22 protein-coding genes and 1 pseudogene are annotated in these 26,655 nt (G+C 68.3%); 10 read left to right on the plus strand and 13 right to left on the minus strand.

Annotation, left to right across the window (positions count from 1 at the left end):
* Nucleotides 1-177: 177 nt before the first annotated feature.
* Entirely contained in the window at nucleotides 178-2,700 is a 2,523-nt protein-coding gene (gene gyrA / locus IY392_RS01685) for a DNA gyrase subunit A (RefSeq protein ID WP_107755237.1), read from the minus strand.
* 247 nt (nucleotides 2,701-2,947) lie between these two features.
* Here gyrA and IY392_RS01690 point away from each other — a divergent pair, with 247 nt between their 5' ends.
* Entirely contained in the window at nucleotides 2,948-4,297 is a 1,350-nt protein-coding gene (locus IY392_RS01690) for an alpha/beta fold hydrolase (RefSeq protein ID WP_194305359.1), read from the plus strand.
* A 9-nt stretch (nucleotides 4,298-4,306) separates the two neighbouring features.
* Here IY392_RS01690 and gyrB read toward each other — a convergent pair whose 3' ends face one another.
* The 5 genes from gyrB to dnaA form a co-directional block, all read right to left on the minus strand.
* The gene (gene gyrB, locus IY392_RS01695; RefSeq protein WP_194860355.1) at nucleotides 4,307-6,457 is read right to left on the minus strand and encodes a DNA topoisomerase (ATP-hydrolyzing) subunit B; all 2,151 of its coding nucleotides are present in this window, start codon (nucleotides 6,455-6,457) and stop codon (nucleotides 4,307-4,309) included.
* A 116-nt stretch (nucleotides 6,458-6,573) separates the two neighbouring features.
* Nucleotides 6,574-7,128, minus strand: a complete 555-nt coding sequence (locus IY392_RS01700; protein WP_194860356.1) for a DciA family protein — start codon at nucleotides 7,126-7,128, stop codon at nucleotides 6,574-6,576.
* Nucleotides 7,125-8,312 carry a DNA replication/repair protein RecF gene (gene recF, locus IY392_RS01705; protein WP_194860357.1) on the minus strand — a complete coding sequence of 396 codons (1,188 nt, stop codon included), beginning with the start codon at nucleotides 8,310-8,312 and terminating at the stop codon, nucleotides 7,125-7,127. The genes IY392_RS01700 and recF overlap by 4 nt, the downstream gene beginning before the upstream one ends.
* A 24-nt stretch (nucleotides 8,313-8,336) precedes the next feature.
* Nucleotides 8,337-9,512 carry a DNA polymerase III subunit beta gene (gene dnaN / locus IY392_RS01710; protein WP_107755233.1) on the minus strand — a complete coding sequence of 392 codons (1,176 nt, stop codon included), beginning with the start codon at nucleotides 9,510-9,512 and terminating at the stop codon, nucleotides 8,337-8,339.
* 633 nt (nucleotides 9,513-10,145) lie between these two features.
* Entirely contained in the window at nucleotides 10,146-11,648 is a 1,503-nt protein-coding gene (gene dnaA / locus IY392_RS01715; protein ID WP_107755232.1) for a chromosomal replication initiator protein DnaA, read from the minus strand.
* Between the two features lie 566 nt (nucleotides 11,649-12,214).
* On the opposite strand from dnaA, the gene rpmH reads away from it, so the two are divergent.
* The 9 genes from rpmH to IY392_RS01760 all read left to right on the plus strand — a co-directional run bounded on the left by rpmH (nucleotide 12,215) and on the right by IY392_RS01760 (nucleotide 18,699).
* Entirely contained in the window at nucleotides 12,215-12,358 is a 144-nt protein-coding gene (gene rpmH / locus IY392_RS01720) for a 50S ribosomal protein L34 (RefSeq protein ID WP_007629603.1), read from the plus strand.
* An 18-nt stretch (nucleotides 12,359-12,376) separates the two neighbouring features.
* Nucleotides 12,377-12,742 carry a ribonuclease P protein component gene (gene rnpA / locus IY392_RS01725; RefSeq protein WP_107757887.1) on the plus strand — a complete coding sequence of 122 codons (366 nt, stop codon included), beginning with the start codon at nucleotides 12,377-12,379 and terminating at the stop codon, nucleotides 12,740-12,742.
* The gene (gene yidD / locus IY392_RS01730; RefSeq protein WP_107757886.1) at nucleotides 12,739-13,032 is read left to right on the plus strand and encodes a membrane protein insertion efficiency factor YidD; all 294 of its coding nucleotides are present in this window, start codon (nucleotides 12,739-12,741) and stop codon (nucleotides 13,030-13,032) included. Before rnpA ends, yidD begins: the two co-directional genes overlap by 4 nt.
* 13 nt (nucleotides 13,033-13,045) lie before the next feature.
* On the plus strand, nucleotides 13,046-14,245 hold the full coding sequence (gene yidC / locus IY392_RS01735; RefSeq protein ID WP_107757885.1) for a membrane protein insertase YidC: 1,200 nt from the start codon (nucleotides 13,046-13,048) through the stop codon (nucleotides 14,243-14,245).
* 129 nt (nucleotides 14,246-14,374) lie between these two features.
* Nucleotides 14,375-14,863 carry a R3H domain-containing nucleic acid-binding protein gene (locus tag IY392_RS01740; protein WP_107757884.1) on the plus strand — a complete coding sequence of 163 codons (489 nt, stop codon included), beginning with the start codon at nucleotides 14,375-14,377 and terminating at the stop codon, nucleotides 14,861-14,863.
* 190 nt (nucleotides 14,864-15,053) lie between these two features.
* Nucleotides 15,054-15,848: a 16S rRNA (guanine(527)-N(7))-methyltransferase RsmG gene (gene rsmG, locus IY392_RS01745; RefSeq protein ID WP_194860358.1), complete on the plus strand. Its 795-nt coding sequence runs from the start codon at nucleotides 15,054-15,056 to the stop codon at nucleotides 15,846-15,848.
* 114 nt (nucleotides 15,849-15,962) lie between these two features.
* The gene (locus IY392_RS01750; RefSeq protein WP_107757882.1) at nucleotides 15,963-16,886 is read left to right on the plus strand and encodes a ParA family protein; all 924 of its coding nucleotides are present in this window, start codon (nucleotides 15,963-15,965) and stop codon (nucleotides 16,884-16,886) included.
* Complete coding sequence (locus tag IY392_RS01755; RefSeq protein ID WP_107757881.1) at nucleotides 16,883-17,983, plus strand: ParB/RepB/Spo0J family partition protein; 1,101 nt, start codon at nucleotides 16,883-16,885, stop codon at nucleotides 17,981-17,983. The genes IY392_RS01750 and IY392_RS01755 overlap by 4 nt, the downstream gene beginning before the upstream one ends.
* Nucleotides 17,980-18,699, plus strand: coding sequence for a hypothetical protein (locus tag IY392_RS01760; RefSeq protein ID WP_107757880.1), 720 nt, complete (start codon nucleotides 17,980-17,982; stop codon nucleotides 18,697-18,699). Before IY392_RS01755 ends, IY392_RS01760 begins: the two co-directional genes overlap by 4 nt.
* On the opposite strand, the gene IY392_RS01765 is transcribed toward IY392_RS01760, so the two are convergent.
* From IY392_RS01765 to IY392_RS01795, 7 genes and pseudogenes are all read right to left on the minus strand, one after another.
* A complete protein-coding gene (locus IY392_RS01765) occupies nucleotides 18,687-19,877 on the minus strand; it encodes an N-acetylmuramoyl-L-alanine amidase (protein WP_107757879.1) in 1,191 nt (396 codons plus the stop codon). The genes IY392_RS01760 and IY392_RS01765 overlap by 13 nt on opposite strands.
* A 91-nt stretch (nucleotides 19,878-19,968) precedes the next feature.
* Nucleotides 19,969-20,310: a thioredoxin gene (trxA, locus tag IY392_RS01770; RefSeq protein WP_107757878.1), complete on the minus strand. Its 342-nt coding sequence runs from the start codon at nucleotides 20,308-20,310 to the stop codon at nucleotides 19,969-19,971.
* 78 nt (nucleotides 20,311-20,388) lie between these two features.
* Nucleotides 20,389-21,321, minus strand: coding sequence for a thioredoxin-disulfide reductase (trxB, locus tag IY392_RS01775; RefSeq protein ID WP_107757877.1), 933 nt, complete (start codon nucleotides 21,319-21,321; stop codon nucleotides 20,389-20,391).
* 82 nt (nucleotides 21,322-21,403) lie between these two features.
* Nucleotides 21,404-22,012 (minus strand): RNA polymerase sigma factor SigM, encoded by a 609-nt coding sequence (sigM, locus tag IY392_RS01780; protein WP_231750421.1) that lies wholly within the window; start codon nucleotides 22,010-22,012, stop codon nucleotides 21,404-21,406.
* Between the two features lie 95 nt (nucleotides 22,013-22,107).
* Complete coding sequence (locus IY392_RS01785) at nucleotides 22,108-23,811, minus strand: protein kinase family protein (RefSeq protein WP_107757875.1); 1,704 nt, start codon at nucleotides 23,809-23,811, stop codon at nucleotides 22,108-22,110.
* An 88-nt stretch (nucleotides 23,812-23,899) separates the two neighbouring features.
* Nucleotides 23,900-25,735, minus strand: coding sequence for a murein biosynthesis integral membrane protein MurJ (murJ, locus tag IY392_RS01790; protein ID WP_107757874.1), 1,836 nt, complete (start codon nucleotides 25,733-25,735; stop codon nucleotides 23,900-23,902).
* Nucleotides 25,732-26,655, minus strand: a pseudogene (locus IY392_RS01795) (hypothetical protein); the annotation flags it as partial. The pseudogene IY392_RS01795 and the gene murJ, both read right to left, overlap by 4 nt.

Genomic DNA, 26,655 nt, shown 5'->3' on the forward strand with positions numbered 1-26,655 from the left:
GTGCTGGGTCGCGGCGGGGAACGACGCGGTCGCGCCCGCGTCGTCGGGGGCGGTCTCCCCGACGGGGGCCTCCGACCCGGTCGGGTATCCGGCCGACCCGCCGAAGCCCGGCGCAGGGGTGGAACCCTTGGGTGCCGGGCCGCTCCCGGGTCCGTCGCTCGACTCGGTCATCGCCCTCTACTCCTTCTCGGACGCGGCATCGCGCCGGTCGTCGTCGTCGGGCTCGTCGGCGTTGCGGGCGATCGCCAGCAGCGCGTCGTTCTCCGCCAGGTTCATCAGACGCACGCCCTTGGTCTGACGGCCCGCCTTGCGGACCTGTTTGGCGAACGTTCGGATCACGCCACCACTGGAGGTGATGGCGTAGAGCTCGTCCTGCAACTCCACGATCGTCGCACCCACGAGCTTGCCGCGCTTGGGATCGAACATGAGCGTGAGCACGCCCTTTCCGCCCCGGCCCTGGGCCGCGTACTCGGCGAGCGCGGTGCGCTTGGAGTACCCGCGCTCGGTGGCCACCAGGAGGAAGAGCTGGTTCTCGTCCATCTCCGAGCGGACGACCGACATGCTCAACAGCGCGTCGCCGTCATTGAACCGCATCCCCATGACACCGGACGTGGCCCGTCCCATGGGACGGAGCGTGTCGTCGTTGGCGTGGAAGCGGATCGACTGACCCTTCTCGGAAACCAGGAGGAGGTCGTCCTCGGGGCCGGCGAGCGCCGCACCCACGAGTTCGTCACCGTCACGGAGGTTGACGGCGATGAGGCCGCCCGACCGCGGGGAGTCGTAGTCCTCGAGACGCGACTTCTTGACCAGGCCGTTGCGGGTGGCCAGCACGAGGTACGGAGCGTCCTGGTAGCCCTTGATCCGGATGACCCCGGCGATCCGCTCCTCCGGCTGGAACGCCAGGAGATTGGCCACGTGCTGTCCCCGCGCGGTGCGGCTGGCCTCCGGGAGCTCGTAGGCCTTGACCCGGTAGACCCGGCCCTTGGTGGTGAAGAACAGCAGCCAGTCGTGGGTGGAGGAGACGAAGAAGTGCCGGACGATGTCGTCCTGCTTGAGCTCCGCGCCGCGCACACCCTTGCCGCCACGCTTCTGGGCGCGGTAGAGGTCCGTGCGGGTCCGCTTGGCGTACCCGGTCTCGGTGATGGTGACGACGACGTCCTCGCGGGCGATCAGGTCCTCGTCGGTGACGTCGCCGTCGGCGGGGATGATCACCGTGCGGCGGTCATCGCCGTACTTCTCGACGATCTCGCGCAGCTCGTCGCCGACGATGGCGCGCTGACGCTCCGGGCGGGCGAGGATGTCCTTGTAGTCGGCGATCTCCAGCTCGATGGCGGCGAGCTGGTCGACGATCTTCTGCCTCTCCAGAGCCGCGAGACGACGCAGCTGCATGTCGAGGATGGCCTGGGCCTGGTCGTCGTCGATGTCGAGGAGGTCCTTGAGGCCCTCCCGCGCGATGTCGACGGTCTGTGATCGACGGATCAGCGCGATGACCTCGTCGAGCGCGTCGAGTGCCTTGACCAGTCCGCGCAGGATGTGGGCGCGTCGCTCGGCCTCGTCCAACAGATACTGGGTGCGCCGGACGATGACCTCGATCTGGTGCGCGACGTACAGGCGAACCAGCTGGTGGATCGGGAGCGTCCGCGGCACACCGTCGACGATCGACAGCATGTTGGCGCCGAACGAGGTCTGCAGCTGTGAGTGCTTGTACAGGTTGTTCAGCACGACCTTGGCGACGGCGTCACGCTTGAGCGTGATGACGATCCGCAGACCCACACGGTCGGACGACTCGTCGTCGATCTTCGAGATGCCGGCGATCTTGCCGTCGCGCAGCTGCTCGGCGATCGACAGGATCATGTTGTCCGGGTTGACCTCGTAGGGCAGCTCGGTGATCACGATGATGGTGCGGTTGCCGTCCTCCTCGATGGAGGTCTTGCCGCGCATCCGGATCGACCCTCGCCCGGTGGTGTAGGCGTCCTTGATGCCCTGGTCGCCGACGATGAACCCGTGGGTCGGGAAGTCGGGTCCCTTGATGAATCCCATGCAGGCGTCGAGCGCCTCCTCGTCCCCGGCGTCCGGGTTCTCCAGAACCCAGTAGACGGCCTCGGCGACCTCACGGAGGTTGTGCGGCGGAATCTTGGTGGCCATCCCCACCGCGATGCCACTGGATCCGTTGATCAGCAGGTTCGGGACCCTGGACGGCAGGACCGCCGGCTCCGTGGTCTTGCCGTCGTAGTTGGGCTGGAAGTCGACCGTGTTCTTGTCGATGTCCCGCACCATCTCCATGGCGAGCGGGGTCATCTTGCACTCTGTGTAGCGCATCGCGGCCGCGCCGTCGTTGCCGCGCGAACCGAAATTGCCCTGGCCGTCGACCATCGGGTAGCGCATCGCCCAGGGCTGGGCGAGCCGGACCAGGGTGTCGTAGATCGCCGAGTCACCGTGGGGGTGGTAGTTACCCATGGTGTCGGCGACGGGCTTCGCGGATTTGACGTAGCTGCGGTCGGGCCGGTAGCCGTTGTCCCACATCGCGTAGAGGATGCGACGGTGGACGGGTTTGAGGCCGTCCCGGACGTCCGGGAGCGCCCGCCCGACGATGACGCTCATCGAGTAGTCGATGTAGCTTCTCTGCATCTCCGCCTGGATGTCGACCGGCTCGATGCGGTCGTGTCCCCCGGCGTCGGGCGGCAACGTCGTGTCCGTCATGGGCTCCTCTTCGGTTCCTCGTCGCGCTGGCTTCTCTCGCAGACGATGTCGCGGGCACACGCGTGCTCAGACGGCGGCCGTACGACCCACCCAGTCTATAGGTCCTGCGGAAACGGGCTCGAGGGCACGCCTCGGCCACCCGATTATCACCTCGTCGTCAGGCCCACGGTCCGTGTCGTCCCTGTGTCCGGCGTCGTCTCGACGGATTTCCGCGCCCGCGCGATGTGGCGCACGTAACATTTCCGTCATGTCGCCAGTCCTCAGTGAACCCGGCCTCCGCACTCGTCGTCTCGTGGCGGTGGCAGGAGCCGCGGTCTTCGCGCTCGTCAGCGGCGTCCTCGCGACCGCTGGCGCGCAACCCTCGACACCGGTGAGCGCGAACCGGGACAGCGTCCAGTTCGACCGACCGGGTGGCTTCTACGACACCCGGGGCCTCCCCGTCGGCGCCCCGGGAGAGGTCTTGAGAGCCGAGTCCTCCGGACTCCCCCTGGCCGTGTCCCTGCCGGGGCTCCCCGAGGTGCCCTCGCCGCTGCCCGCTCGCGCCCAGCGGATCGTGTACCAGTCCGCAGACGTCGACGGACGACCGGTCGCCACCTCGGGTGCACTGTACGACTCGACCGCACCGTGGAACGGTCCCGGCCCACGGCCCACCATCGTGATCGGTCCCGGCACGCAGGGTCAGGGCGATGCGTGTGCTCCGTCCCGGCATCTCGAGACCGCGCTCGGCGTGAACCCGCAGACCGGGGGCGCGGTGCCCTCGTACGAGCAGGCGTTCGCGCTGGTCCTGGCCGCCCAGGGCTTTCGGGTGATGGTGATCGACTACATCGGCCTCGGTACTCCAGGCGTCCACACCTATTCCGACCGGGTGGAACAGGCGCATGCCATGCTGGACGGCGCCCGGGCCGCACGCGCTCTGAGCGGGGACGCTCCGGTGGTGTTCTGGGGCCACTCCCAGGGTGGAGGTGCCTCCGCGGCCGCTGCGGAACTCGCACCCGTGTACGCCCCGGACGTCGACCTGCGGGCCGCCTACGCCTCCGCTCCCCCGGCGGATCTGCTAGCTGTGCTCGACCATATCGACGGGTCCACGCTCACCGGCGCGATCGGGTACGCCATCAACGGGATGTCCCAGCGCTTTCCCGCCGTCCGGGAGGTGGTCGACCGCCAGGTCAACGACGCCGGGCGGGTCGCGCTCGCAGACATCGCGGGTCTGTGCACCCTCGACCTGCGCTCCGCGTACGGCATGCGTACCACTCACGAATGGACACACTCGGGCCGCAGCCTCGGAGAGCTGATCCGCTCCGAGCCCGAGGCGCTGCGGGTCCTCGATCATCAGCGGATCGGCCGACTCCGGCCGGACGTCCCGGTGATGGTGGCCGGGGGGGTCCACGACGACATCATCCCGCTTCGGCAGGTCGAGCAGCTCGCCCGCGACTGGTGCGAACAGGGAGCGGCCGTGCACTTCCGCTATGAGACGACCCCGCCCGTCGCCGGCGTCACGCACGCCGCGGCGGCCGTGACGAACTTCCCGGCAGCCCTGGATTTCGTCACCCGCCGGCTGGCAGGTGAGCTCGCCCCGAACGACTGCGGGAGCCTGTGACGCAGGGGATCAGACGTCGAGGAAGCGGACGTCGCGAGCGTTGCGGGTGATGAAGTTGCGACGCGCGTCGACGTCCTCGCCCATGAGGATCGAGAACAGTTCGTCGGCGGCGGCGGCGTCCTCGAGTGTGACCAGGCGGAGCGTACGGACCGTCGGATCCATGGTCGTCTCCCACAGTTCCTTGGGGTTCATCTCACCGAGACCCTTGTAGCGCTGGATCCCGTCCTCCACGTTGATCTTGCGCTTCTTCTCCAGGCCGATCTTCAGGAGCTCGTCGCGCTCCCGGTCCGAGTACGCGAAATCCGGCTCGCCCTTACCCCACTTGAGCTTGTACAGGGGCGGCTGCGCCAGATAGACGTTTCCGTTCTCCACCAGTGGCCTCATGAAGCGGAACAGCAGGGTGAGCAGAAGCGTGGAGATGTGTTGACCGTCGACGTCGGCGTCGGCCATCAGCACGATCTTGTGATAGCGCAGCTTCTCGAGGTCGAACTCCTCGTGGATACCCGTACCCAGGGCTGTGATGATGGCCTGGACCTCGGTGTTCTTGAGGACCTTGTCGATCCGGGACTTCTCGACGTTGATGATCTTCCCGCGCAGCGGCAGGATCGCCTGGAACATCGAATCCCGACCCGACTTGGCCGAGCCCCCGGCGGAGTCACCCTCCACGATGTACAACTCGGATTTGGCCGGGTCCTTCGACCGACAGTCGGCCAGCTTTCCGGGGAGCCCCCCGATGTCGGTCGCCGACTTCCGGCGGACCATCTCACGGGCCTTGCGCGCGGCGACGCGGGCCTGGCTCGAGGCGATGCCCTTGTTGACGATCACCCTGGCCTCGGCGGGGTTGGCCTCGAACCAGTGACCGACGTGTTCTGCGACCTGCCGCTGAACGAAACCCTTGACCTCGGTGTTGCCCAACTTCGTCTTGGTCTGCCCCTCGAACTGCGGGTCGGAGATCTTGGCCGAGATGACTGCGGCGAGACCCTCGCGGATGTCGTCCCCCGTGAGATTGGGGTCCTTCTCCTTGAGCAGTTTCTTGTCGCGCGCGTACTTGTTCACCAGCGAGGTCAGCGCAGCGCGGAAGCCCTCTTCGTGGGTTCCGCCCTCGTGGGTGTTGATCGTGTTGGCGAAGGTGTGGACCGATTCCGAGTACCCGGAGTTCCACTGCATCGCGACCTCGACCTCGTGGCCCGTGCCCTTGCCCTCGAAGTAGAGGATCGTCGGGTGGATCGCGGTCTTGGACTTGTTGATCGCCGTGACGTAGTCCTTGAGGCCCTCGGGGTAGTGGAAGGTGCGCTTGCGCTCGCGAACCTTGGCCGCGTCGGGGGCCTCGGTGGTCTGGGTCTCGGACCGTTCGGCCGCCTCGGCGGCGTCGGTGGCCCCCTCGACGAACGCCTTCTCCGCGTCCACCGCGTGCTCGAGGTCCGACCCCTCGTCGGAACCGGGCGCGGAATCGGATCCACGACCTTCGCTGTCCGCGATGGCGTCGAGTTCGGCGGCCTGCTCCGCGCGTGACCGTCGATCAGTCAACGTGATGGTCAGACCCTTGTTGAGGAACGCCATCTCCTGGAGACGTCGGGCGACCACGTCGAAGTCGTACTCGGTGGTCTCGAAGATCGACGCGTCCGCCCAGAAGCGGACGCGGGTCCCGGTCCCCTCCGCGGGGCCGGCGTCCACGAGCTCCTCGGGCTCCGCCATGTTGAAGTCCTGCTGCCACAGGCGTCCGTCACGCTTGATCTGTACCTCGACCCGCGTGGACAGAGCGTTGACCACCGAGATTCCCACACCGTGGAGTCCACCGGAGACCGCGTAGGAGTCGGAATCGAACTTGCCGCCGGCGTGCAGCTGGGTCATCACGACCTGCACGGTGGGCATGCCCTGTTCGTGCATCTCGACGGGGATGCCGCGCCCGTCGTCGATCACCTCGACGCCGCCGTCCTCGAGCAGGGTGACCTTGACGCCCGTCGCGTGACCGGCCATGGCCTCGTCGATCGAGTTGTCGACCACCTCCCAGATCAGGTGGTGCAGACCGCGGGGCCCGGTCGAGCCGATGTACATGCCCGGACGCAGCCGGACGGCCTCGAGTCCTTCGAGAACGGTGATCGACGACGCACCGTAGTCGTTCGCGCCCTGCGTGCTGGCCTTGCTCTTGGCGTCCGCCACGTGCGAACTCCTCGCGTCTCGGGGGTCTGGGACCGGCCCAGTCTACCTGCGACAACCCTCGTGGGGTCCCCGGGCTCGCCAACACGCCCCGATGGACGCCCACCGGGTCCCGCCCGTCAACCGTAGGTGTCCCGGGGTCCGCGACCGGATACGTGCAACGGGCCCTTGCGCCAACTCGGCTTGTCGGGCCCCTCGATCCTGAGGCGCCGGACGTGACCCGGCCCCATGGCCGCGGCGATCTTGCGGAGGATGTCGGCCGCCACGAGCCGGAGCTGGGTCGCCCACGCGGTGCTGGAGGCGCGGACGTACAACACACCCTCCTCCAGTCGCTCCGGGGTCGCGTGCGCGGACACGTCCTCCCCGACGATGCGGTCCCACTCCGCGAACAGCCTGCCGGTGGCGACCTTGTCGTCCCAGCCCCGCCTCCTGGCGACCTGGCCGACGAGCCGCCCGAGCGGCTGGGGATCCCAGGGGTCGGCGCCCGAACCGGTCCAGCCACGTCTGCGCAGGCGCTTGCCGCCCCCTACCGGTCCGGTTCGGCCGCGCCCGATCTGCTTGCCGTCCGCCCGGGCACGACTCCGAGCCTCCTCGAGGGCCTGTCTGGCGATGTCATAACCACGTTTCGGCTCCTCAGACGGTGTTATCGGCCGCCCGGCATGGTCATCGGTCACGAGTGCACCTCACTGTCCGTCGCCGTGATAACCGAATGACGACCGGCTCCCTGGCCCGTCATCACCACGTCATGACGGGTCCCCCTCAGACCGTCCGGCACGTCGTCGCCGACCGCCGCCGTCACCAGGACCTGTTCCACCCCGGTCGCGGCCTCGGCGAGAGCTGCTCGACGATGCCGGTCGAGTTCCGCGAACACGTCGTCGAGGAGCAACACGGGTTCGACCCCGTCCGCGCGGAACAACTCCAGTGACCCGAGGCGCAGCGCCAGGGCGAACGACCACGTCTCGCCGTGGCTCGCGAAGCCCTTGGCCGGTTCGTCGCCCAGGGACAGGACCACCTCGTCCCGGTGCGGCCCGACGAGCGACATCCCCCGGTCGATCTCGTCCTGACGCCGGCGGCCCAACTCGGAGAGCAGGACCGCTTCGACGAGTTCCGGATCGGCGAGCTCGGCCTCGTCCGGTGGGGTGGCGACGCGGAACCGGTAGGCCAGGTCCGCCGGCCGGGACTCCGGAGCCAATCGCCGGTAGGCGTCGGCGACCAGCGGCCGTAGTTCGGCGAGCAGGGCGATCCGCCCCGCGACGATCCTCGCACCGAGGTGGGCAAGGCGGCCGTCCCACACGTCGAGGGTCTCGAGCGCCGCGTCCGCGCCCTCTCCCCTCCCGCGGCGCAGGACGCCGGAGGCGGACTTGAGCAGGGCGGAGCGCTGCCGGAGCACCGAGGAGTACTCGGTGAGGACACCCCCGTGGGCGGGCCGACGCTGGACCTGGAGCTCATCGAGCAGCTTCCGCCGCTCGGCGGGCTCCCCCCGGACCAGTGCCAGGTCCTCGGGTGCGAACAGCACGGACTGCACCACGCCGAGGATGTCCCCGAGGCGGCGGCACGGCGAGGTGTTGAGCCGCGCGCGATTCGCTCTTCCGGAGTTGAGTGCCAGCTCGACGGTGAGTTCACGCCCGGCGTTGTGCGCGAGCGCGGCGATCATGGCCGTCTCCGCACCGGTCCGGATCATCGGAGCCTCGGTGGGCACCCTGTGGGATCTCAGGGTCGAGAGCACGCCCACGGCTTCGAGGACGTTGGTCTTCCCGTGCCCGTTGCGCCCCACCAGTGTGGTGACCCCCGGGTGCAGCTCCAGCTCGAGCAGCGGCCACGAGCGGAAGTCCAGAAGCCTGAGATGACGCAGGTGCATACCGGCGGTGTCGCGACAGCGCGGTCAGCCCGGCAGACGGACCGGCATGAGCAGATACGTGTGGTCCGACTCGACGGGCGCGATGGAACCGTCGGCCTCCGGGGAGGGCAGGGCCTCGGGCGCGGGCCGAAGGACCGCGGGCCGGCTGGCCTGGGTGAATCCGAACGCGACCCGGGCCGAATGCATGCTGCCGAGCCCGTCGAGCAGGTAACCGGGGTTGAACGCGATGGTCAGGGGCTCACCGAGGAAGTCGACCGGGAGGGTCTCGGAAGCCTGAGCCGCGTCGTCGCCGCCCGCGGAGAGTGCGACCTCCCCGTCCGAGAACGCCATCCGGACCTGCACTCCCCGGTCCGCCACCAGGGCGACTCGCTTGATGGCCTGGACCAGGTCGTCGACCTGGACGAGGGCCATCGAGGTGTGTTGGGTGGGCAGGAGTTGGCGCACCTTGGGGAACTCGGCGTCGAGCAACCGGGTCGTGGTGCGCTGGCCGGACACCAGGACGCCCATGATGCCGTCCGCGCCCACCTCGGAACCTGCGCCCAGGCTCAGATCGACTCGCCCTCCCTGACCGGCTGACCGGGTCACGTCGGACAGGGTCTTGGCCGGGATCAGCACCTCGACCGACACGTCCTCGCGAGCGGGTTCCCATTCGAGATCCCGGATCGCGAGGCGGAACCGGTCGGTGGCGATGAGGGTGACACGAGGCCCCTCGATCTCCATCCGGATGCCGGTGAGCATCGGGAGCGTGTCGTCCTTGCCCGCCGCGACCGCGACCTGGGCCACCGCCTCGGAGAACGCGTCGACCGCGGCCGAGCCGGTGACCCCGGGCATCGCCGGGAGCTGCGGGTAGTCCTCGACGGGCATCGTGGGCAGGGTGAACTTGGCGGAGCCACAGGTGATGTACATCTTCTGCGCACTCACCGTCACCTCGACTGGACGGTCGGGAAGGGCCCGCGCGATGTCGGCCAGCAACCGGCCGGACACGAGGGTGCTGCCCGGTTCGGAGACCTCCGCCGGGACCGACACCTGTGCGGAGGTCTCGTAGTCGAATCCGGAGATCGTCAGACCGGAGTCCGCCTCGAGGAGCACGCCACCGAGAATCGGCACGGACGGTCGGGACGGGAGGGTCCGCGCGACCCAGGCCACCGAATCGGCGAAGTCCTCGCGGGTGACGCGGAACGTCGGATCCGTGATCTCCATCGGTGACCTCTTTCTGGGCGGGGTGCACGCCGCCGGCATCCGGACGGCGGGCCTGTTCGCGGCGGTGGCAACTGTGTTCGCTGGTGTCGTTGACTGGCGTCCGACGGGGTCCGGCGGATCATCTCCATGAGAGTAACCGCTCGCACCGACGGTGGACACACGGACTCCTGTAACCCGGTCAAGCAGGCTCGCCGTTCCACATCCCTACTTCTTACAAGAACTCTAGAGAGAGACAAGAAGTAGTAGTAGGTCCTGTGAATTTGTGAACCGACGGCTGTCTGTGCAGGTCAGAGCCAGATCATGCATGTGGACCGATCCGGCTCATCTTGTGACTTGCCCGAGACGACAGTGGAATCACCTGTCTCGGTCCACCGTCTGTCCACCGTCGGTCCACAGAAAACCACAGGGTTGTCCACAGCTGTGAAGGGTGATACCAGTGGTGTGAGGGGGGTCACATATGGGTATCGGTGCGCGTCGGCTCCGCCCAGCGGGTGGGGTTCTCGTTCCGGACGGCAGTGGTAGACGGGCGGTCCGAGACGGCGGCGCAGCGCCCCGGACGCCGGGCTCGGGGCTGGCGGACGCGGTTCGGCGGGCAGGGGCCCGAGACGTGCCAGGAGGATGGTCGGAAGGCGGTCAGAGGGACCGCGAGCGTTCCTTGATCCGGGCGGTCAGTTCCTGGATCTGGTCGTACATCCGGCGGTCGTCCTTGATCTCCTTGAGGATCTTGCGCTGGGCGTACATGACCGTGGTGTGGTCCTTACCGCCGAAGGTGACCCCGATCTTGGGCAGCGAGAGGTCGGTGAGCTCTCGGCAGAGATACATGGCGATCTGTCGGGCGCGCGAGAGGGACCGCGTCTTCGAGGTGCCGCAGAGCTCGTCGATGCTGGTCGAGAAGAACTCCGCGGTGACCGCCATGATCGTCGCAGCGGAGATCTGCAGGGAGTCGTCGTCCGAGACGACGTCGCGGAGGACGACCTCCGCCAACGGGACGTCGATATCGTGTCCGTTGAGGGAGGCGAACGCGACGACTCTGATCAACGCTCCCTCGAGCTCGCGGATGTTGCGTTGGACCCGGGTGGCGATGAGCTCCAGGACGTCCCGCGGGACGACGTAGTTCTCCGACTTGGCCTTCTTGTCGATGATCGCGATGCGCGTCTCGAGCTCTGGAGGCTGGATGTCGGTGATCAGACCCCACTCGAACCGGGTACGCAGCCTGTCCTCGAGTGGCTGGAGCTGTTTGGGGGGACGATCGGAGGAGATCACGATCTGCTTCTGCGCGTTGTGGATCGTGTTGAAGGTGTGGAAGAACTCCTCCTGCACCTGTTCCTTACCGATCAGGAACTGGATGTCGTCCACCAGGAGGATGTCCGCCTCGCGGTACCGCTTCTTGAACATGTTCTGGCGGCCGTCGCGCACGGAGTTGATGAAGTCGTTGGTGAACTCCTCCGTCGAGACGTACTTGACCTTCTGCTCGGAGTACATCCGCAGGGAGTAATGCCCGATGGCGTGGAGCAGGTGCGTCTTCCCGAGCCCCGACTCTCCCCAGATGAACAGCGGGTTGTACGCCCGTGCGGGGGCCTCGGCCACCGCGAGTGCGGCGGCGCGAGCGAACCGGTTCGAGTTGCCCTGGACGAAAGCGCTGAACGTGTATCGCTCATTGAGACCCGGGGCGGTCGCCGCTGACAGGGCCTCGTCGCGATCGCTGCCGTGCAGCAGCCGTTCCGCTGCGATCTGCTCTTCGGTCATCCGCGTGGGACGAGGGGTGGAATCGGCCTGGGCCTGCTCCGGCACCGGTCGGTGGATGTCGTCGACGTCGATCGGTGGCTCGTCGACGTCGACGTGGTTGCGCTGGCCGGCGAGCGAAGTGTCGACCTTGACCGCCAGATCGACCGGTTCTCCGAGTTGGGAGCTCAGCGCCCTGGTGATCGGTCCGCGGAGGATCGATTCGATGTTGTCCCTCGCGAACGCCGACGGGGCGGCGAGCATCGCGAATCCGTTGACCACGGCGATGGGTTGGACGAGGCGTAGCCAGGCCTGTTGCTGGCGGGACAGAGCCGGGTTGTCGTCGCTCGCCAGAGAGGGGTCGGTCAGTTTGTCGAGAACCGCGCTCCACACGTGTTCGAGATCGGGAGACACGGTGTGCGGTCTCCTCTCGTCGATGGGAAGCGGTTGCGGGGCACCGGGCGATCTGACCCGACCGGGCACCACACTCTATCCACAGGCTCCGACCCAGGTCTACTGAGGTATCCACACGGTTGTCCACAGATGTGGAAGACAGACCGCCCCCGTTTGACGGGTTCAGACTGGGTGGTGCGAAGGTGGGATCTCGTGCGTCGTCGTTCTACGTGGGTTCTGCGTGGTCGTTCTGCATTGTCGTGACGTTAGGCGGCCCCCGTGGGGCTCGATGATGAATGACGGTAACAACACCGTGAACTCGTGGGCAACCCTCAAGATCAACTGGAGGGCGGATGTCAAGCACCGACGGTCCCGGCGTGTTGCGGTGGCCAGCGAGATGGTACGGATGGTGCCTGTGGTTTCGAGCGGTTTGGTGGGCACGCCGTCATGCGCGTAATCTTGAACGGTCTGTCGCGCGCCTGAGGGGCGCGCGTCGCGTCGCGGTACCGCCCGACAGCGGTGTTTCGACGTCATCAGGAACCGGATCGGGCGCACACGAGGCGCCTACTTCACGTGAGGAGCCAGCCATGGCCAAGGGCAAGCGGACTTTCCAGCCGAACAATCGTCGTCGTGCCAAGGTGCACGGATTCCGGCTCCGGATGCGCACCCGCGCCGGCCGCGGCATCGTCGGCGCCCGTCGCCGCAAGGGCCGCGCCTCGTTGACGGCCTGATCCGGGTCGGGGTGGCGTGTGCTTCCCAGGACCCATCGGCTCCACCGGTCCGCTGATTTCGCGGCGGTGGTGCGAAGGGGTGCCAGGAAGGGCCGCCGGACCATGGTCGTACACGCCCACGTGGACTCCTCCGATGTCCGCGTGGGCGGACCTCGTTTCGGCCTGGTCGTCAGTAAAGCCGTCGGGGACTCGGTGACCCGCCACCGTGTCAGCCGGCGGCTTCGTCACATCGCATCGGAAGTCCTCCCCGGGCTCGATTCCGATCTCCTGGTTGTGGTCCGGGCCAATCCGGCTGCCGCCTCGGCCTCCCACGCCGATCTACTCCGCGACATGCGGACCGGTCTCACCTCCGCCGTGTCGCGGGCCCGGGAGGCAGGGCGATGACCGAGAGCCGACAGGGCCCCGTCGCCCGGATACTGCTGTGGTTGCTCGACTTCTATCAGAAGGGCATCTCGCCGCTGACCCCGCCGAGCTGCAGGTTCGAACCCACCTGCAGCAACTACGCTGTCGAGGCGGTTCGAGTGCACGGCGCGTGGTACGGGACGTGGCTCGCGGTGTGGCGTCTGCTGCGGTGCGGACCGTGGACTCCCGGCGGTTGGGATCCGGTCCCCGAACCCCGCGCCCCTGACCATTCCGGGGGCCACCAGCATCCCGACAATCCCGAACGAAGCTAGGACTCCACCACCGATGTCGTTCATCACCGACCCTCTGGTCTACTACCCGATCTCCGGGATCCTCTGGTTCTGGCACAAGATCTTCGCGTTCCTCGGGGGGTTCCTCCCCTGGGTGGAGGCACCGGATTCCAACGGCGCCATCTGGGCACTCTCCGTGATCTTCTTGGTGGTGACCCTCCGCATCCTGCTGTTCTGGCCGGCGGCCAAGCAGATCCGTTTCTCGCGGAAGATGCAGGAGATGCAGCCGCGGATGAAGGAGCTGCAGAAACGGTACAAGAACGACCGGGAGAAGCTGGCGACCGAAACACGGAAGCTGCAGAAGGCCGAGGGGTTCAACCCCGTTCTGGGATGCCTGCCGATGTTCATCCAGATCCCGGTGTTCCTCGGTCTGTTCCACGTCCTGCGGTCCTTCAACCGGATGGGGAACAACTTCGGCGCCTTGGGGATGACCGCGGAGGAGACGCGGAACACCGGCAACTACGTCTTCAATGCGGACGAGGTCCAGAGCTTCCTCGACGCCCGGTTGTTCGGCTCTCCCCTGTCCTCGTTCATCTCCCAGCCCGTCGAGCAGTTCCAGGCGTTCGTCGATCCCGGCGCGGCGCTGGATTTCCAGCGGTGGAACATCATCGTCGTCGCCATCCCGCTGATGATCATCTCGGCGGTCACGACCCACCTCAACGCGAGGATCTCGCTCTCGCGCCAGTCCCCTGAGGCCGCGGCGAACCCGCAGGCCAAGATCATGAACCAGTTGATGCTGTGGGCCTTCCCCATCGGCATCCTGGTCACCGGTGCGTTCTGGCCGCTGGCCATCCTCGTCTACATGGTCACCAACAACCTGTGGACCCTCGGTCAGCAGTACTACCTCTTCGAGAAGATGGCCAAGGAGGATGACGCCGCCGCCCTCAAGCGCCGTGAGGAGCAGAAGTCCCTCGCGCCCAGGGTCGGGGTGAAGCCCGTCAATCCGAAGAGGGGACGGGGGTCCGCGGCGGGTACCGCCGTGGCGCCACAGGCAGCGGCCACTGGCGTCGCTTCGCCGGACGACGACGGTACGACAGCGGCCCCGGCGGTCGTCGGCGATGCTCCCGAGTCGGCTCCCGGCTCCGCCCCGAGGCCGGGTCAGAGACCTCAACGACCCGGCGGCCAACGCACCCGCCCCGCCCAGAAGGGTGGCGGCGGAGGCGGCAAGGGCAAGAAGAAGAAACGCAAGCGCTGACCCCGGGTCAGTGAGACGGCCGACAAGGTCCCCGATTCTCCGCGATCGGGGACCTTGTCCCATACTTGGGAGAGTTACTCGCCGGCCACGACGGGACCGGCGATCGGCGGTGATGACGGAGGCGGATCCATGTCGAAGAAGAACATCGAGGTGTCGGAGGAGCGTCTTGTCGAGGAGGGCGAGGTGGCCGGCGATTACCTCGAACAGCTCTTGGACATCTTGGATTTCGACGGGGACATCGATCTCGACGTCGAGGGTGACCGCGCGGTCGTGAGCATTGACGGCGGCGAGGACCTCGATCTCCTCGTGGGATCGGACGGCTCGGTTCTGGACGCGGTCCAGGAGCTGACCAGGTTGGCCGTCCAGCAGGAGTTGGGCGATCGAAGTCGGTTGATGTTGGACATCTCGGGATGGCGGGCCGCCAAGCGGGAGGCACTGACGGAGGCCGGCCGGGTGGCTGCGCAACGGGTTCTCGAGACGGGGGAGTCCGAGGAACTCGAACCGATGACGCCGTTCGAGCGGAAGATCATCCACGACGCGATCGCGGAGATCGACGGCGTGTCGTCGGACTCGACGGGCGCCGAGCCGAATCGAAGGGTCATTGTGTTGCCGGAGTGACTTCTCGTTTGAGGCCGTGGGTCCGCGGGAGGTGGCTCGGCGGGATGTGCAGGGGCGTGGGCGCGCAGCCCGCGCCCCTGTGTCGTGCGCGGGCGGCGACCGGGAGCGGCGACGTCTTACACGTGTGGTATTCCGACGTGGTTTCACGTGAAACCGGTCGGTCCATCTGCCGAATACGGATGTGGGGAAGATGAATAGGGACACTGCCGGAGAAACGACACGTGACGGCGAGCGAGGTGATCGTGTGACAGATCCCCCGGGCGAGGTCTCGGAGGAGACCCCGCCCTCTCTTGTGGCGGAGGATGCTGCCGGGGTGCCGGAAGGGGCGGAGTCGGTCTTCGGTGACCGCCTCGAGCTCGCCGAGAAGTATGTCCGGTTCCTGGCGACCGCGGGCCTGGAGCGAGGATTGATGGGGCCCCGCGAACGCCCACGTCTGTGGGACCGGCACGTCCTCAACAGCGCGGCCGCCGCCGCTGCGCTGGCCGACGGCGAGACAGTGGTGGACATCGGGAGCGGGGCCGGACTTCCTGGTATCCCCCTGGCTCTCGCTCGTCCGGACCTCCGTGTGACCCTGGTCGAACCGCTGCTCCGTCGGTCCACGTTCCTCCAGGAGGTGGTCGACGATCTCGGGATAGACGTCCAGGTCGTCCGGGGACGAGCCGAGGAGAAGTCCGTCGTCGCCGAGGTGGGCGGAGCAGACGTGGTGACCTCCCGCGCCGTGGCCCCGCTGGCCAAGCTCGCCGGGTGGTCTGCGCCGTTGCTCCGATCGGGTGGGAGGATGGTGGCGTTGAAGGGGGCGTCCGCTGCCGACGAGGTGGAGAGGGACCGGCATGCGCTCCGGCGACTCGGGTTCGACGACGTGGAGGTCGAGATCGTATCCGCGCCGGATGCCGAGGAGACGAGGCTGGTCATCGCTACCCTCACGACTAGAGTGGGTAGCCGTGGCAGTCGCTCCCGCGTGCGTGGTTCTCGTGGCGGGCGGTGACTGCATGGCTCGCGGGGGTGGATGTCGGTTTCACGTGAAACACTGACAACGCGCCCATACGCCGTGAAGACCTCTGGGCCCCACTTGCCCTCACACGTAGTTGAAAGGTGACGGATGTCCGAACACGAGACGCCGATCTTCGCCGCCGCGCGGCAGGCGAACGAGCTTCTGCACGGGGACTCTCCCCCGCTGTCCAGGCCATCCCATCCCCGGATCATCACCATCGCCAACCAGAAGGGCGGCGTGGGAAAGACCACCTCGACAGTCAATCTCGCGGCGTCTCTCGCGCTCGGTGGACTCGGGGTCCTGGTGATCGACATGGACCCGCAGGGAAACGCCAGCACCGCACTCGGAGTGGACCACCGGGAGGGGACGCCGTCGAGCTATGAGCTTCTGATGTGGGAGAGCGCTGTGGAGGATCTCATGCAGCGCAGCCCGCACGCTGAGCGGCTGTTCTGTATCCCGGCGACGATCGATCTGGCGGGTTCGGAGATCGAGTTGGTCGGGCTGGAACACCGGGAACGCCGGCTCGCCGAGGTCCTCAACATGGACGACCTGGTGTCCTTGGGTATCGACTACGTCTTCCTCGACTGTCCGCCCTCTCTGGGGCTGCTCACCGTGAACGCCATGGTGGCCGCCAGTGAGGTCCTCATCCCGATCCAGTGCGAGTACTACGCTCTCGAGGGTGTCGGCCAGCTGCTGCGCAACGTGGAACTGATCCAGCAGCACCTCAACCGGGAACTCCGGATCTCCACCATCATGCTGACGATGTATGACGGACGCACCAAGCTCGCCGAACAGGTCGCGGGAGAGGTCAGGAACCATTTCGGCGCCGCCGTCCTGCGGACTGTGATCCCACGCAGCGTCAAGGTGTCTGAGGCGCCCGGGTACGGGATGACGATACTCCAGTACGACGCGGGATCCCGAGGGGCGCTGGCGTACCTGGATGCGGCGAAAGAGCTGAACGAGCGCAGTGATCGGGTGGCGTCACATGGTGAGGCCACCCGGGCATCGACCGGTACGGAGGGCACGCGATGAGTCAGCAACGGAGGGGCGGGCTCGGTCGTGGGCTGGCGGCGTTGATCCCCACCGGACCGGACGAAGGTCCGCGGTTGGGTAGCGACGCGGCAGACGTGATCCTCGGGCCGCGCAGCGGTGGGCCCAGGACCACTCCCCCGAAACCGCGGTCGACAGGGTCAGGCCCCGCCCCGTCCGCCACGGCATCCCCTGCGGGCTCGGGTGAACGACCGGCCGCCCAGAATGCCGACGACACCACGGTTTCACGTGAAACCGACGACTTGGTGGATCCGGGGGCGGTCTACCGTGAGATCGCCCCCTCCGCGATCGAACCCAACCCCAGACAGCCGCGGACTCACTTCGACGAGGAGGCACTGGCCGAGCTGGCACACTCGGTCAAGGAGTTCGGGCTCCTCCAGCCGATCGTCGTCCGCGAGATCGCGGCCGATCGTTATCAGCTCATCATGGGTGAAAGGCGGTGGAGGGCGAGCCAGCGGGCGGAGCTCCAGACCGTTCCGGCGATCGTCCGGCAGACCGACGACGAAGACCTGCTCCGGGACGCACTTCTGGAGAACATCCATCGGGTCCAGCTCAATCCCCTCGAGGAGGCGGCGGCATATCAGCAACTGCTCGAGGAGTTCGACGTCACCCAGGCCGAACTCGCGAACCGGATCGGTCGATCCCGACCGGCCATCACCAACAGCATTCGCCTCCTTCAGTTGCCGACCGCAGTCCAGCGCAGAGTGGCCGCGGGCGTCTTGTCGGCGGGACATGCGAGGGCACTCCTCGGAGTGGAAGCCGGGGTGTCGGCCCAGGACGAACTCGCGGCGCGGATCGTGGCGGAGGGCTTGTCGGTCCGGGCGACTGAGGAGATCGTCACGCTGCTGAACAGAGAGGGGAACGGCCCCGCCCCGACTACCTCCCCCACTCGTCAGGGCCGACGCCGGAACCCCGAGCTGGAGGCGGTCGCGGGCAGACTGTCCGACCGCTTCGAGACCTCGGTGTCCGTCACGATGGGCCGGCGTAAGGGACGGATCACCATAGATGTGGGGGACGCCGACGATCTCCACCGGGTCCTGACGCTGCTCGAGGGCGGGTCGCCCGGTCCGTCACGATGAACTCGATCCGACCACTCGACCTCTCGGCCGTGGACCAGTTGGGACCGCGTGCTCGCAGGTGCGTGTACTGGCAGACCGATGGGCAGCACAGCGACGATCAGCCGGGAGATCCGGAGTTCGAGAAGGAGGCCTGGATCTCGCACGTCTCCCTGGAATGGGGAGTGTGCGGTCAGGTCGCGCGTGAGGGTGACCGCGCGACCGGCGCTGCGTTCTATGCGCCGCCGGCCATGGTTCCTCGTGCAGCATGCTTCCCGACGTCACCGGTGGGCTCGGACGCCATCCTGCTGGCGGGGATGAGTATCGAAGATGGTGCGCCGGGCGGTGCTCCCACCTCGCTGCTCGACGCGGTGGTGTCCGACCTTCGCCGACGCGGCATCAAGGCGATCGAGGCATTCGGGATCTCGGCCTCGGATACCGGGGACGTATTGTCACGTGACATGTGCGGTTCCGAGTCGTGCATCGCGCCGACCGGCTTCCTCGTCGAGCATGGTTTCACCGTGGTGGCCGAGCACGAGACCCATCCTCGACTCCGCCTCGACATCGAGAGCGATCACCTCTGGAAGGCCGACGTGGAGAGAGCGCTCGATCAGCTCTTCGCCGAGCGGGGATTCGCCACCAGGACTCTGCGGGTGTTGTCCGGGGCGACCGCGCGGCACGGTGAGGACATCCCGCTCGCGGCCCCTCAGGCCCCACGGGCGCGCCGTCAGTCCCGCTGACGCTGCTCGTAGTCGATCAGCTCGTTGACGGACATGGAACCCGTGGGGTGATCGTCCTCGTCGAGGAGGTAGAGACGCTTCACCCCGACCAGGATCGAGTCGACGATGGTGTCCTGGGCCGCACGGTCCCCGAGGATGGACAGATCACCGGGATTGTGGGCGTACCCCAGGACGATCTGGATGGAGGGCATCCGCGTCATCCGGAGAAGCGGCCAACTCCGCCCGTGGGTGCGACAGTCACGGAGGTCGGTACGACTGACGATCTCCCGCTGGATGAAGCCGGACAGAGCTTCCCCGAGCATCGACTCGGCTCCCAGGGAGTTGCCGAAGTAGAACGTGGCGATCCCGTTGCCGACCGGGTTGGGATGCCGGTCCAGCCGGAGAGAGATCATGAGATCGGCGTTGAACGCGTTGGCGATCTCGGCCCGTTCCGGGTCCGTCGGGATCATGGCCTCGGGTCGCGAGAGGAAGACCTCGACGCCGGCCTGGTTCATCCGCTCAGAGAGCCGGCGGGTGATGTCCCACAACAGTTCGGCATCCGTGATCGTTCCGAGCGGGGTGTCGATGCGGATCGGGTTCTCCGACCCGCTGGGCCCGGGATCCAGCACGATACGCTTGCCGGCGAGCATCGGGCCGGAGGTCCGCGCGCGCTCTCGTTCGACCAGCGACGAGACGTCGCCACCCTTGAACAGCGTCGAGAACTTGCTCAGGGTGTCAAGGGTCTCCGCGCCCACGACGCCGTCGGGGTGAAGACCGCAGTCCCTCTGAAAATCGGTCGCGGCGGCGTGGGTGAGAGGCCCGAAGGTCCCGTCGACCAGTCCCGCGTAGAAGCCGAGCTCACCGAGCCGTCGCTGGAACTGCGCGACGTCGTCCCCGGCCATGGGCTTGGAGACGATGTAACTGAGGTCGCGGGTCCCCAGAACGTAGGTGGCGTCGCGGAGCGCCGCCTGGGTCGACGGGCCCACGATGCCGTCAGAGATCAGTCCACGGGCTTGCTGGAACGCCAGCACGGCGGTCTCCAGATCGGCGTCGAAGACGGCATCGGTCCGGGCGAGGACCGAACCCGTCTCCGGCTCGGTGAGCCCGACGGAATCGATGTTGTGCAGCAGGCCCATACCCGCGAGGGTCGCCCGGATCGAGGCCACCTCGGGCCCACGGTCACCGCGTCGCCACGCCATGGTTCTCCTCCGCTCCACTCGACTGGGTACCCGGATGAACTTACCGCCTCAGGCGCGGACGTGCCCGGCACGCACCCGAGCGGGGCGGCGGCTAGAGCACGTCGCCGAGTTCGGTGCGCAGCGCGGACTTCGACTTGGCGCCGGTGATGCGCTTGACCGGCTTTCCCTCGGAGAACAGCAGCATCGCCGGGATGGCGGTGATCTGGTACTCGGCGGCGAGCTCCTGGTTGGTCTCCACGTCGACCTTGGCGACCGTCAGCTTGTCGGACTCCGCACCGGCGAGTTCGTCGAGAACCGGGGCCATCATCGTGCAGGGACGGCACCACGTGGCCCAGAAGTCCACCAGCACGGGCTTGGACCCGCTGGCGGCGAGGACGGACTCGGCGAAGTCGTCCTCGGTCACGTCGATGATGTTCGGGGTGTTCACGGCCATTGTGGTGGGTCCTTTCGGGGTGAGGTGTACGGATCCGGGGGACGCGGTCTCAGGGGTCCGGAACGCCGGCGCTGGGTGTCAGGCCTGCTCGGCGAGCCAACGTTCAGAGTCGATCGAGGCGGCGCACCCCGAACCGGCAGCGGTGATGGCCTGCCGGTAGCGGTGGTCCACCAGGTCGCCGCAGGCGAACACACCCGGGATCGAGGTCGCGGTGGTCTGCCCTGTAAGCACGTAGCCGTCCTCATCGACCTCCACCTGGTCCCGGACCAACTCGGACCTCGGGTCGTGGCCGATCGCGACGAACATCGCCGCGGTCTCGAGTTCGCTGGTCTCGCCGGTGACGGTGTTGCGCAGACGCAGGCGCTCGACGGTTCCGCTGGCGCCGGAGAGGACCTCGTCGACCGTGGTGTTGAGGACGAACGAGATCTTCTCGTTCTCCTTCGCCCGCTCGAGCATGATCTTGGAGGCGCGGAACTCCTCCCGTCGGTGGACGACGGTCACGGATGAGCCGAACTTGGTGAGGAAGGTCGCCTCCTCCATAGCGGAGTCGCCACCACCCACGACGACGATCGGCTTGTCGCGGAAGAAGAATCCGTCGCAGGTCGCGCACGAACTCACGCCGCGCCCGAGGTACTCCTGTTCCCCGGGGACGCCGAGGTAGCGTGCGGCTGCGCCCATCGCGAGGATCACCGCGCGAGCCCGGTGCTCCTCCTGGCCCACCCGGACGATCTTGACCTCGCCGGCCAGGTCCATCGACGTCACGTCCTCCATGCGGAGGTCCGCGCCGAAACGTTCCGCCTGCTCCCGCATCTGCATCATCAGGTCGGGGCCCATCATGCCCTCCGCGAAGCCCGGGAAGTTCTCGACCTCCGTGGTGGTCATGAGCGCGCCGCCGAACTGCGAACCCTCGAACACCACAGGGGCGAGCTCGGCCCGGGCGGAGTAGATGGCGGCCGTGTACCCGGCCGGGCCGGATCCGACGATGATGACGTCGTGGAGGGTGTCGCTCATGGGTTTTTCGGGCTCCTTGGCGGGTGGGCGGTTGAACCGGATCTACTATGGCGACAACACCCTGCGGGTCCGTGTTGTTCCCTCAACCGGTGAGGGTGACCCCTTCGAGGAGCACGCTGAGCTTCGCCCTCCCCCGCGAACACCGGCTCTTGATGGTGCCGGGGCGGGTGTTGAGCAGGTGGCAGGCCTCGGCCACCGAGCAGCGGAGCATGTCGACGACGACGACCGCATCACGCTGGTCGGGCGGCAGCTCCGCCAGCGCCTCGGCGACGATGATCGCGTAAGCGGGATCCTGGTAGAAGTGATCTCGAAGTGAGATCTCCTCGTGCAGTCTGGGTGTCAGCTCGGAGTGGGTGCGCAGGCGCTGGGCCCGCATCTTGTCGAGGCAGGCGTTGACCACGATGCGGTAGAGCCAGCCCTGGACGGGACAGGCGTGGCGGAAGGTGTCCGCCTTCCGGTAAGCCGAGACGAGCGCGTCCTGCAGCGCCTCGGCGGCGTCCTCGCGGTTGAAGGAGGTCCGGATGGCCAGCCGCCACAGGTAGTCGTAGTGGCGCCGGACCAGGGCGGAGAAGGCGTCAGGGTCCCCGGCGACGTGTGCATCGAGGAGCTCGACATCGGTGAGCGGGGACCCGGCCGTGGTGATGGGGCGTCCCGTGACCGCGGAGAAGTCGTCGACGGCACTGGTGTTCACGGCGCTCACGTTAACGCGGAGCGTGCCCCGGTGGGGCTGCCACCTCGGCGACGGCGGCGAGGTCGGCGGCCCCCGGACGAGGTGGCCGCGGGGGCTCACCGGGTGAGTTGTACCTCGCTGATGGACGCGCTGAACGACTCGGGCCCGGAGGTTCCGAGTCTGGTGAACCACACGATCAGATACTCCGCGTCCTCGGGATCGTCGATCGTCACGGTGCCCGACCCATCCCGGATGGTCCCCTCACCGAGCAGGGTCGTGTCGTCGAGTGAGTCCGGCGAGGAGCTCTCGGCGATCCGTACCTCGAACTCCACCCCGTCGTCCGCCGAGTGCACCACCACGCGGCGGGTCTCCTGCTCGCCGTCGAGGGTCAGCAGGAGCCCCACCCCGGGCTTGTAGGCGGCTCCGCCGTCACCGAGTTGGTTGCGGTAGGTGTCGGTGGACCACGAGGTCGACCTGTCACCGTCGACGACGTTCGGGGCACTCGAGGAGTTCTCGGCGACGCCGGGTGACCCGGCGGGCTGCCACGACGTGACATCCAGGACCCTGACGGGTGTGGTGGGCGCCGCCCGGGTGGGCTCGGCCTCCCCCGTTTCCGAGCCGTCCGGGGTCGGCTGTTCGGTCGCCGCCGACCTGCTCTCCTGGGCGGCGCGTTCGATCGCGTCGAGTTGCTGGGACAGTGGCGTGTCGTCACCGCCACCGGCGAGCGCGCCGAGCATCCAGGCGGACAACAGTGCGATCACCACCACGGCCACGGCCCCCGTGCCGGCCATGATGCGCCAGCGACGTGTCAGGGTCGCCTCGTCGGGCGGCGAGTAGGCCTCGCCCTCCCGCGCGGTGTCGTCCCCGTCCATGTGAGACGCGCCCGCGTAGGACCCGCCCGCGTAATGCCCGTGCGGGTGAGTCCCGTCCGACCCCGGTCCGCCGGTGGTCGGCAGGTGCGTGGTCTGCGGGCGCGGAGTGCCCCCCCGCGCGCCGCTCCCCGGCCGGTCGACCACACCGACGCGATCGGAGATCATCGACCGCACGGTGGCGGCCGAACTCACCGACGATCCGTCGAGGGACCGCATGGCCAGGACCGCGGAGTCGGGCGGGACGCCGGCACCGACGACGGCGGGATCGATCGGCTCGTCGTCGTCGTCAAGAGGGGCGGCGGGGGGACGCCCGTCAAGGGGCTCGTGGACCTCGGATCCCGCCGGCAGGGGCCCGGGCCACCGACCGGTCAGAAGCGCGTACAGGACCCGCCCCAGGCCCCGGACGTCGCTCCTGGCGTCACTGTCGCCGGGGACGCCGGGGAACGCCAGCAGGGCGCGCCCGTCCTCGGTGACGCGGATGCGGTCCGGTGAGTCCAATCCCAGGATCAGGCCATTCTGGGCCGCACGGGTGGCGGCGTCGGCCAGCCCCCACATCGCGGCCACGGCGGAATCGGGGTCCGGGTCACCGACAGCGGCGGCGAGGCTGCGGCCGGGTATCCATTCGCAGACCACGATGCCCCCGGCGCGGCCGCGGATGACGTCGAGCACCCGGGCGAGGCCGTCCGAGTACACGCGGGTCAGGGCGACCGTGCGGTCCAGGACCCCCGTCGCCGAGCCCGGGGGGTCCTCCCCGGGTAGAGGGTCGACGAAGATCAGCGCGACATCGCGACCGAGTCGCTTGTCACGGGCGCGCCAGAACGCCTGGCCGACCACTCCGCCGTGCGATTCGAGGAGTTGGTAGCGCCCTCCCGATACCAGTCCCCCGACGGTCAGGCGCGGTGGGCCCGAGGGCGAACCCTGCCCCGGAACACCGTTCACATCGCCCACCCGTAGACCTCCTCGACGACGCGGCCGTCCTGCCTATCCGCCCGCTCCTGATGCTCCGAGTGTACGGCCCGCGCGTCCCGGGACACGACTATCGCCTCAGACGCCCCACCAGTCCTCGGAGGACGGGTGCGACGGCGTCCAGCTCCGGGAGGCGTGACCGGGACAGGATCAGACCGGTGACCACGAGGGTGATGACCGCGGCGAGCCCGGCCCGGACCACGAACCCGATGCTTCCGACCGCGTCGGTCAGTGCGTCCATGGGCAGGAGGGTGTCGACGGCGAGGGCGACGAGAGCTCCTGCGGCCGACGCCCCCACCGTCCAGACCGCTGACGTCGCCGTCTCGCGCCCACGCAGGGAGCCGAGCCGGCGCCGGAGCAGGACGTACCCGGCGACCGCGCCCACGACCCAGCCGATCCCGTTGGCCAGGGCGAGGCCGATCACCACGTGGGAGCGCTCGTCGGCCACCATCGGGACGATGAGTGACAGGACCACGCGGACGACGGTGATCGCGAGGATCATGACGGTGGGGGTCCAGTAGTCCTCGCGCGCGTAGAACACGCGCTGCTGGAGGAGGACCACCGCGTACGGCACCAGGGTGAACGCCCCGAAAGCGAGTGTCAGGCCCAGGATCTCGGCATTCTGGGCGTCGAAGTTGCCGTACCGGAACAGGCCGGTGGCGATCGTGGGACCGAAGGCCGTCATGACGGCGATGATCGGCACGAGCCCGAAGAGGGACAGCCTGGTGCCGAGGGAGATGTCCCGCACGACCGCGTCCGTGCGCCCGGCGACGCCGTTGTCGGCCAACCGCGGGTTGATGGCCGTCAGCAGGGTCACGCCGATGATCCCGTACGGCACCTGCAGCAGCAGCCAGTACGTGCCGTAGATGGCGATGGCCGCCTCGTCGGCCGCGGAACCGATGCGGTTGGTCATGACCAGACCGACCTGCGAGATGAACACGTACGCCAGCCCGGCCAGGGCGTTGCCGCCGAACTGGCGGATCCGGGGGTCCAGTCCCCACTGGGGGCGCAGCACCACGCCGGCGCGGCGCAGCGCGGGCAGCAGGACCGCCGCCTGGACCACCACTCCGAGGGTCGTGCCCAGGCCGAGCAGCAGGATCGGTGCGCTCAGGAGATTCACCGGTGCCGCGGGGTCGATGCCACTGCCGACGACCGCGAAGAGCGCGAGGGTCGCGATGGCCACGAGGTTGTTCCACACCGGGGCCCAGGCACCCGGCCGGAAGATCCCGTTGTAGTTGAGCACGGCGAGCATGACCGAGAAGACGCCGTAGAAGAATATCTGCGGCAGCAGCAGGAACGCGAAGGCCGTGGCCAGGTCCGTGTTGACCTCGCCGTCACCGAGGTTGAGCTCGGTGAGCAGCGGCGCGCATGCCACGGCCACGACCGTCGCGACCAGCGCCAACAACGAGGTGGCCGTGAGCAGCCGCCTGATGAACGACACCCCCCCGTCCGGGTCCTCCTGGGCGGCGCGGGCCAACAGGGGCATGAACATGGCGGTGAGGACCGACCCCAGGACGAGTTCGGTGATCATGTTGGGCAGAGTGTTGGCGGTGTTGAACGCCGAGGCGACGGCGGGGCCGAGGATGGTGAGGATGAGGATCATCCGCACGAAACCGGTGATCCTGCTCGCGAGGTTCGCCACCGCCATCGATCCGGTGGACCGCATCACCGAGGCATCGGAGGAGTCGCGGGTGGTGTGACCGGTCCCCCCGCCCCGGGTCGTCGGGGCCGCCGGGACCGGGACCACGGGGTCCGCGGGTACCGAGTCCGGCGCGAAGGAGTCGGCCACGGGCGGCGGCGAGACCGGGCGGGTCGAGACGCAACTGCCCGATTCGCGGCGGCGGCCCCGCAATCCGGGGTCCGGTCTACGCAGCCCGGGTTCGCGGGAACCCTGCTCGTCGGTCACGGTCGGTGCCCTTCGTCCGCGGGGTCGAGGATCCCCCGACGGTAGCGCAGGTACCGGCGGCCCCCGAGGACGAGGGCGAGCGCGGCCGCCGCGATCGCGAATCCCTGGGCCACGGGGTACCCCCCGGACTGGACCGACAGTTCGACCGGGTCGGACAGCCGCGTCCCGTCCGGCCCGTGGAGGGAGAAGACCACGGTGCGGCGCACCCCGCCCTCCGAGTCGGACTGGGTGGGGACCTGGAGGGTCCGGGAACCCGCGGCCGGGATCTGGATGAGGCCGACCGGGTCGACGGTGATGTCCTCGGGCGCGGTGACCGTCACGTCGACGCGGACGGGGAACGGCAGGGCGTTGCGGGTCACCAGCATGAGCGGACTGTTGGGACTGGCCATGGTGAACACGCTGCCCGGGGTGAGGAGATCGACACGCGCGAGCGACGCGGACACCGTCTCGCCGAGCCGGACCAGACGGGCCGCGCCCCGGTCCCGGGCCACCGCGCCGGTTCCCGTGTCGAGGGTGAGCCCGTCGCCGCCCGCGCGCCGACCGGTCTCCGAGATCGCCCGCAGGGCGTCACCCACCAGCGGGGAGAGGTGGGCGGACGCCTCCGCCGCGGTCGGGTCGGAGGTGTCGACAAGGGACCGCAGCGTGCCGGTTCCCGCGAGCGCCGCCGTCAACCGTCCGACGGTGTCCCCTGCGGGATCGTCCGCGAAGGGGTCGGCCAGCCCGGGGTCCGGGGCGCCGGTGGGATCCTCGGCGAGGCTCCCCTCGGGAATCGTCACGGGACCGGCCAGCCGGTCCGGCAGTGACACCGCACGCATGCGGCCGGTGGCGAGCTGGTCACCGAGCGTCTCGAGGAGTGAACCCGCGGAATCGGAGTCGATGTCCCAGACCTGGGGCGGGACCGCGAGGACCCCCTGCTCGAC

It is taken from the genome of Dietzia sp. SYD-A1, from assembly GCF_015356725.1.
In the GTDB taxonomy this organism is placed as follows: domain Bacteria; phylum Actinomycetota; class Actinomycetes; order Mycobacteriales; family Mycobacteriaceae; genus Dietzia.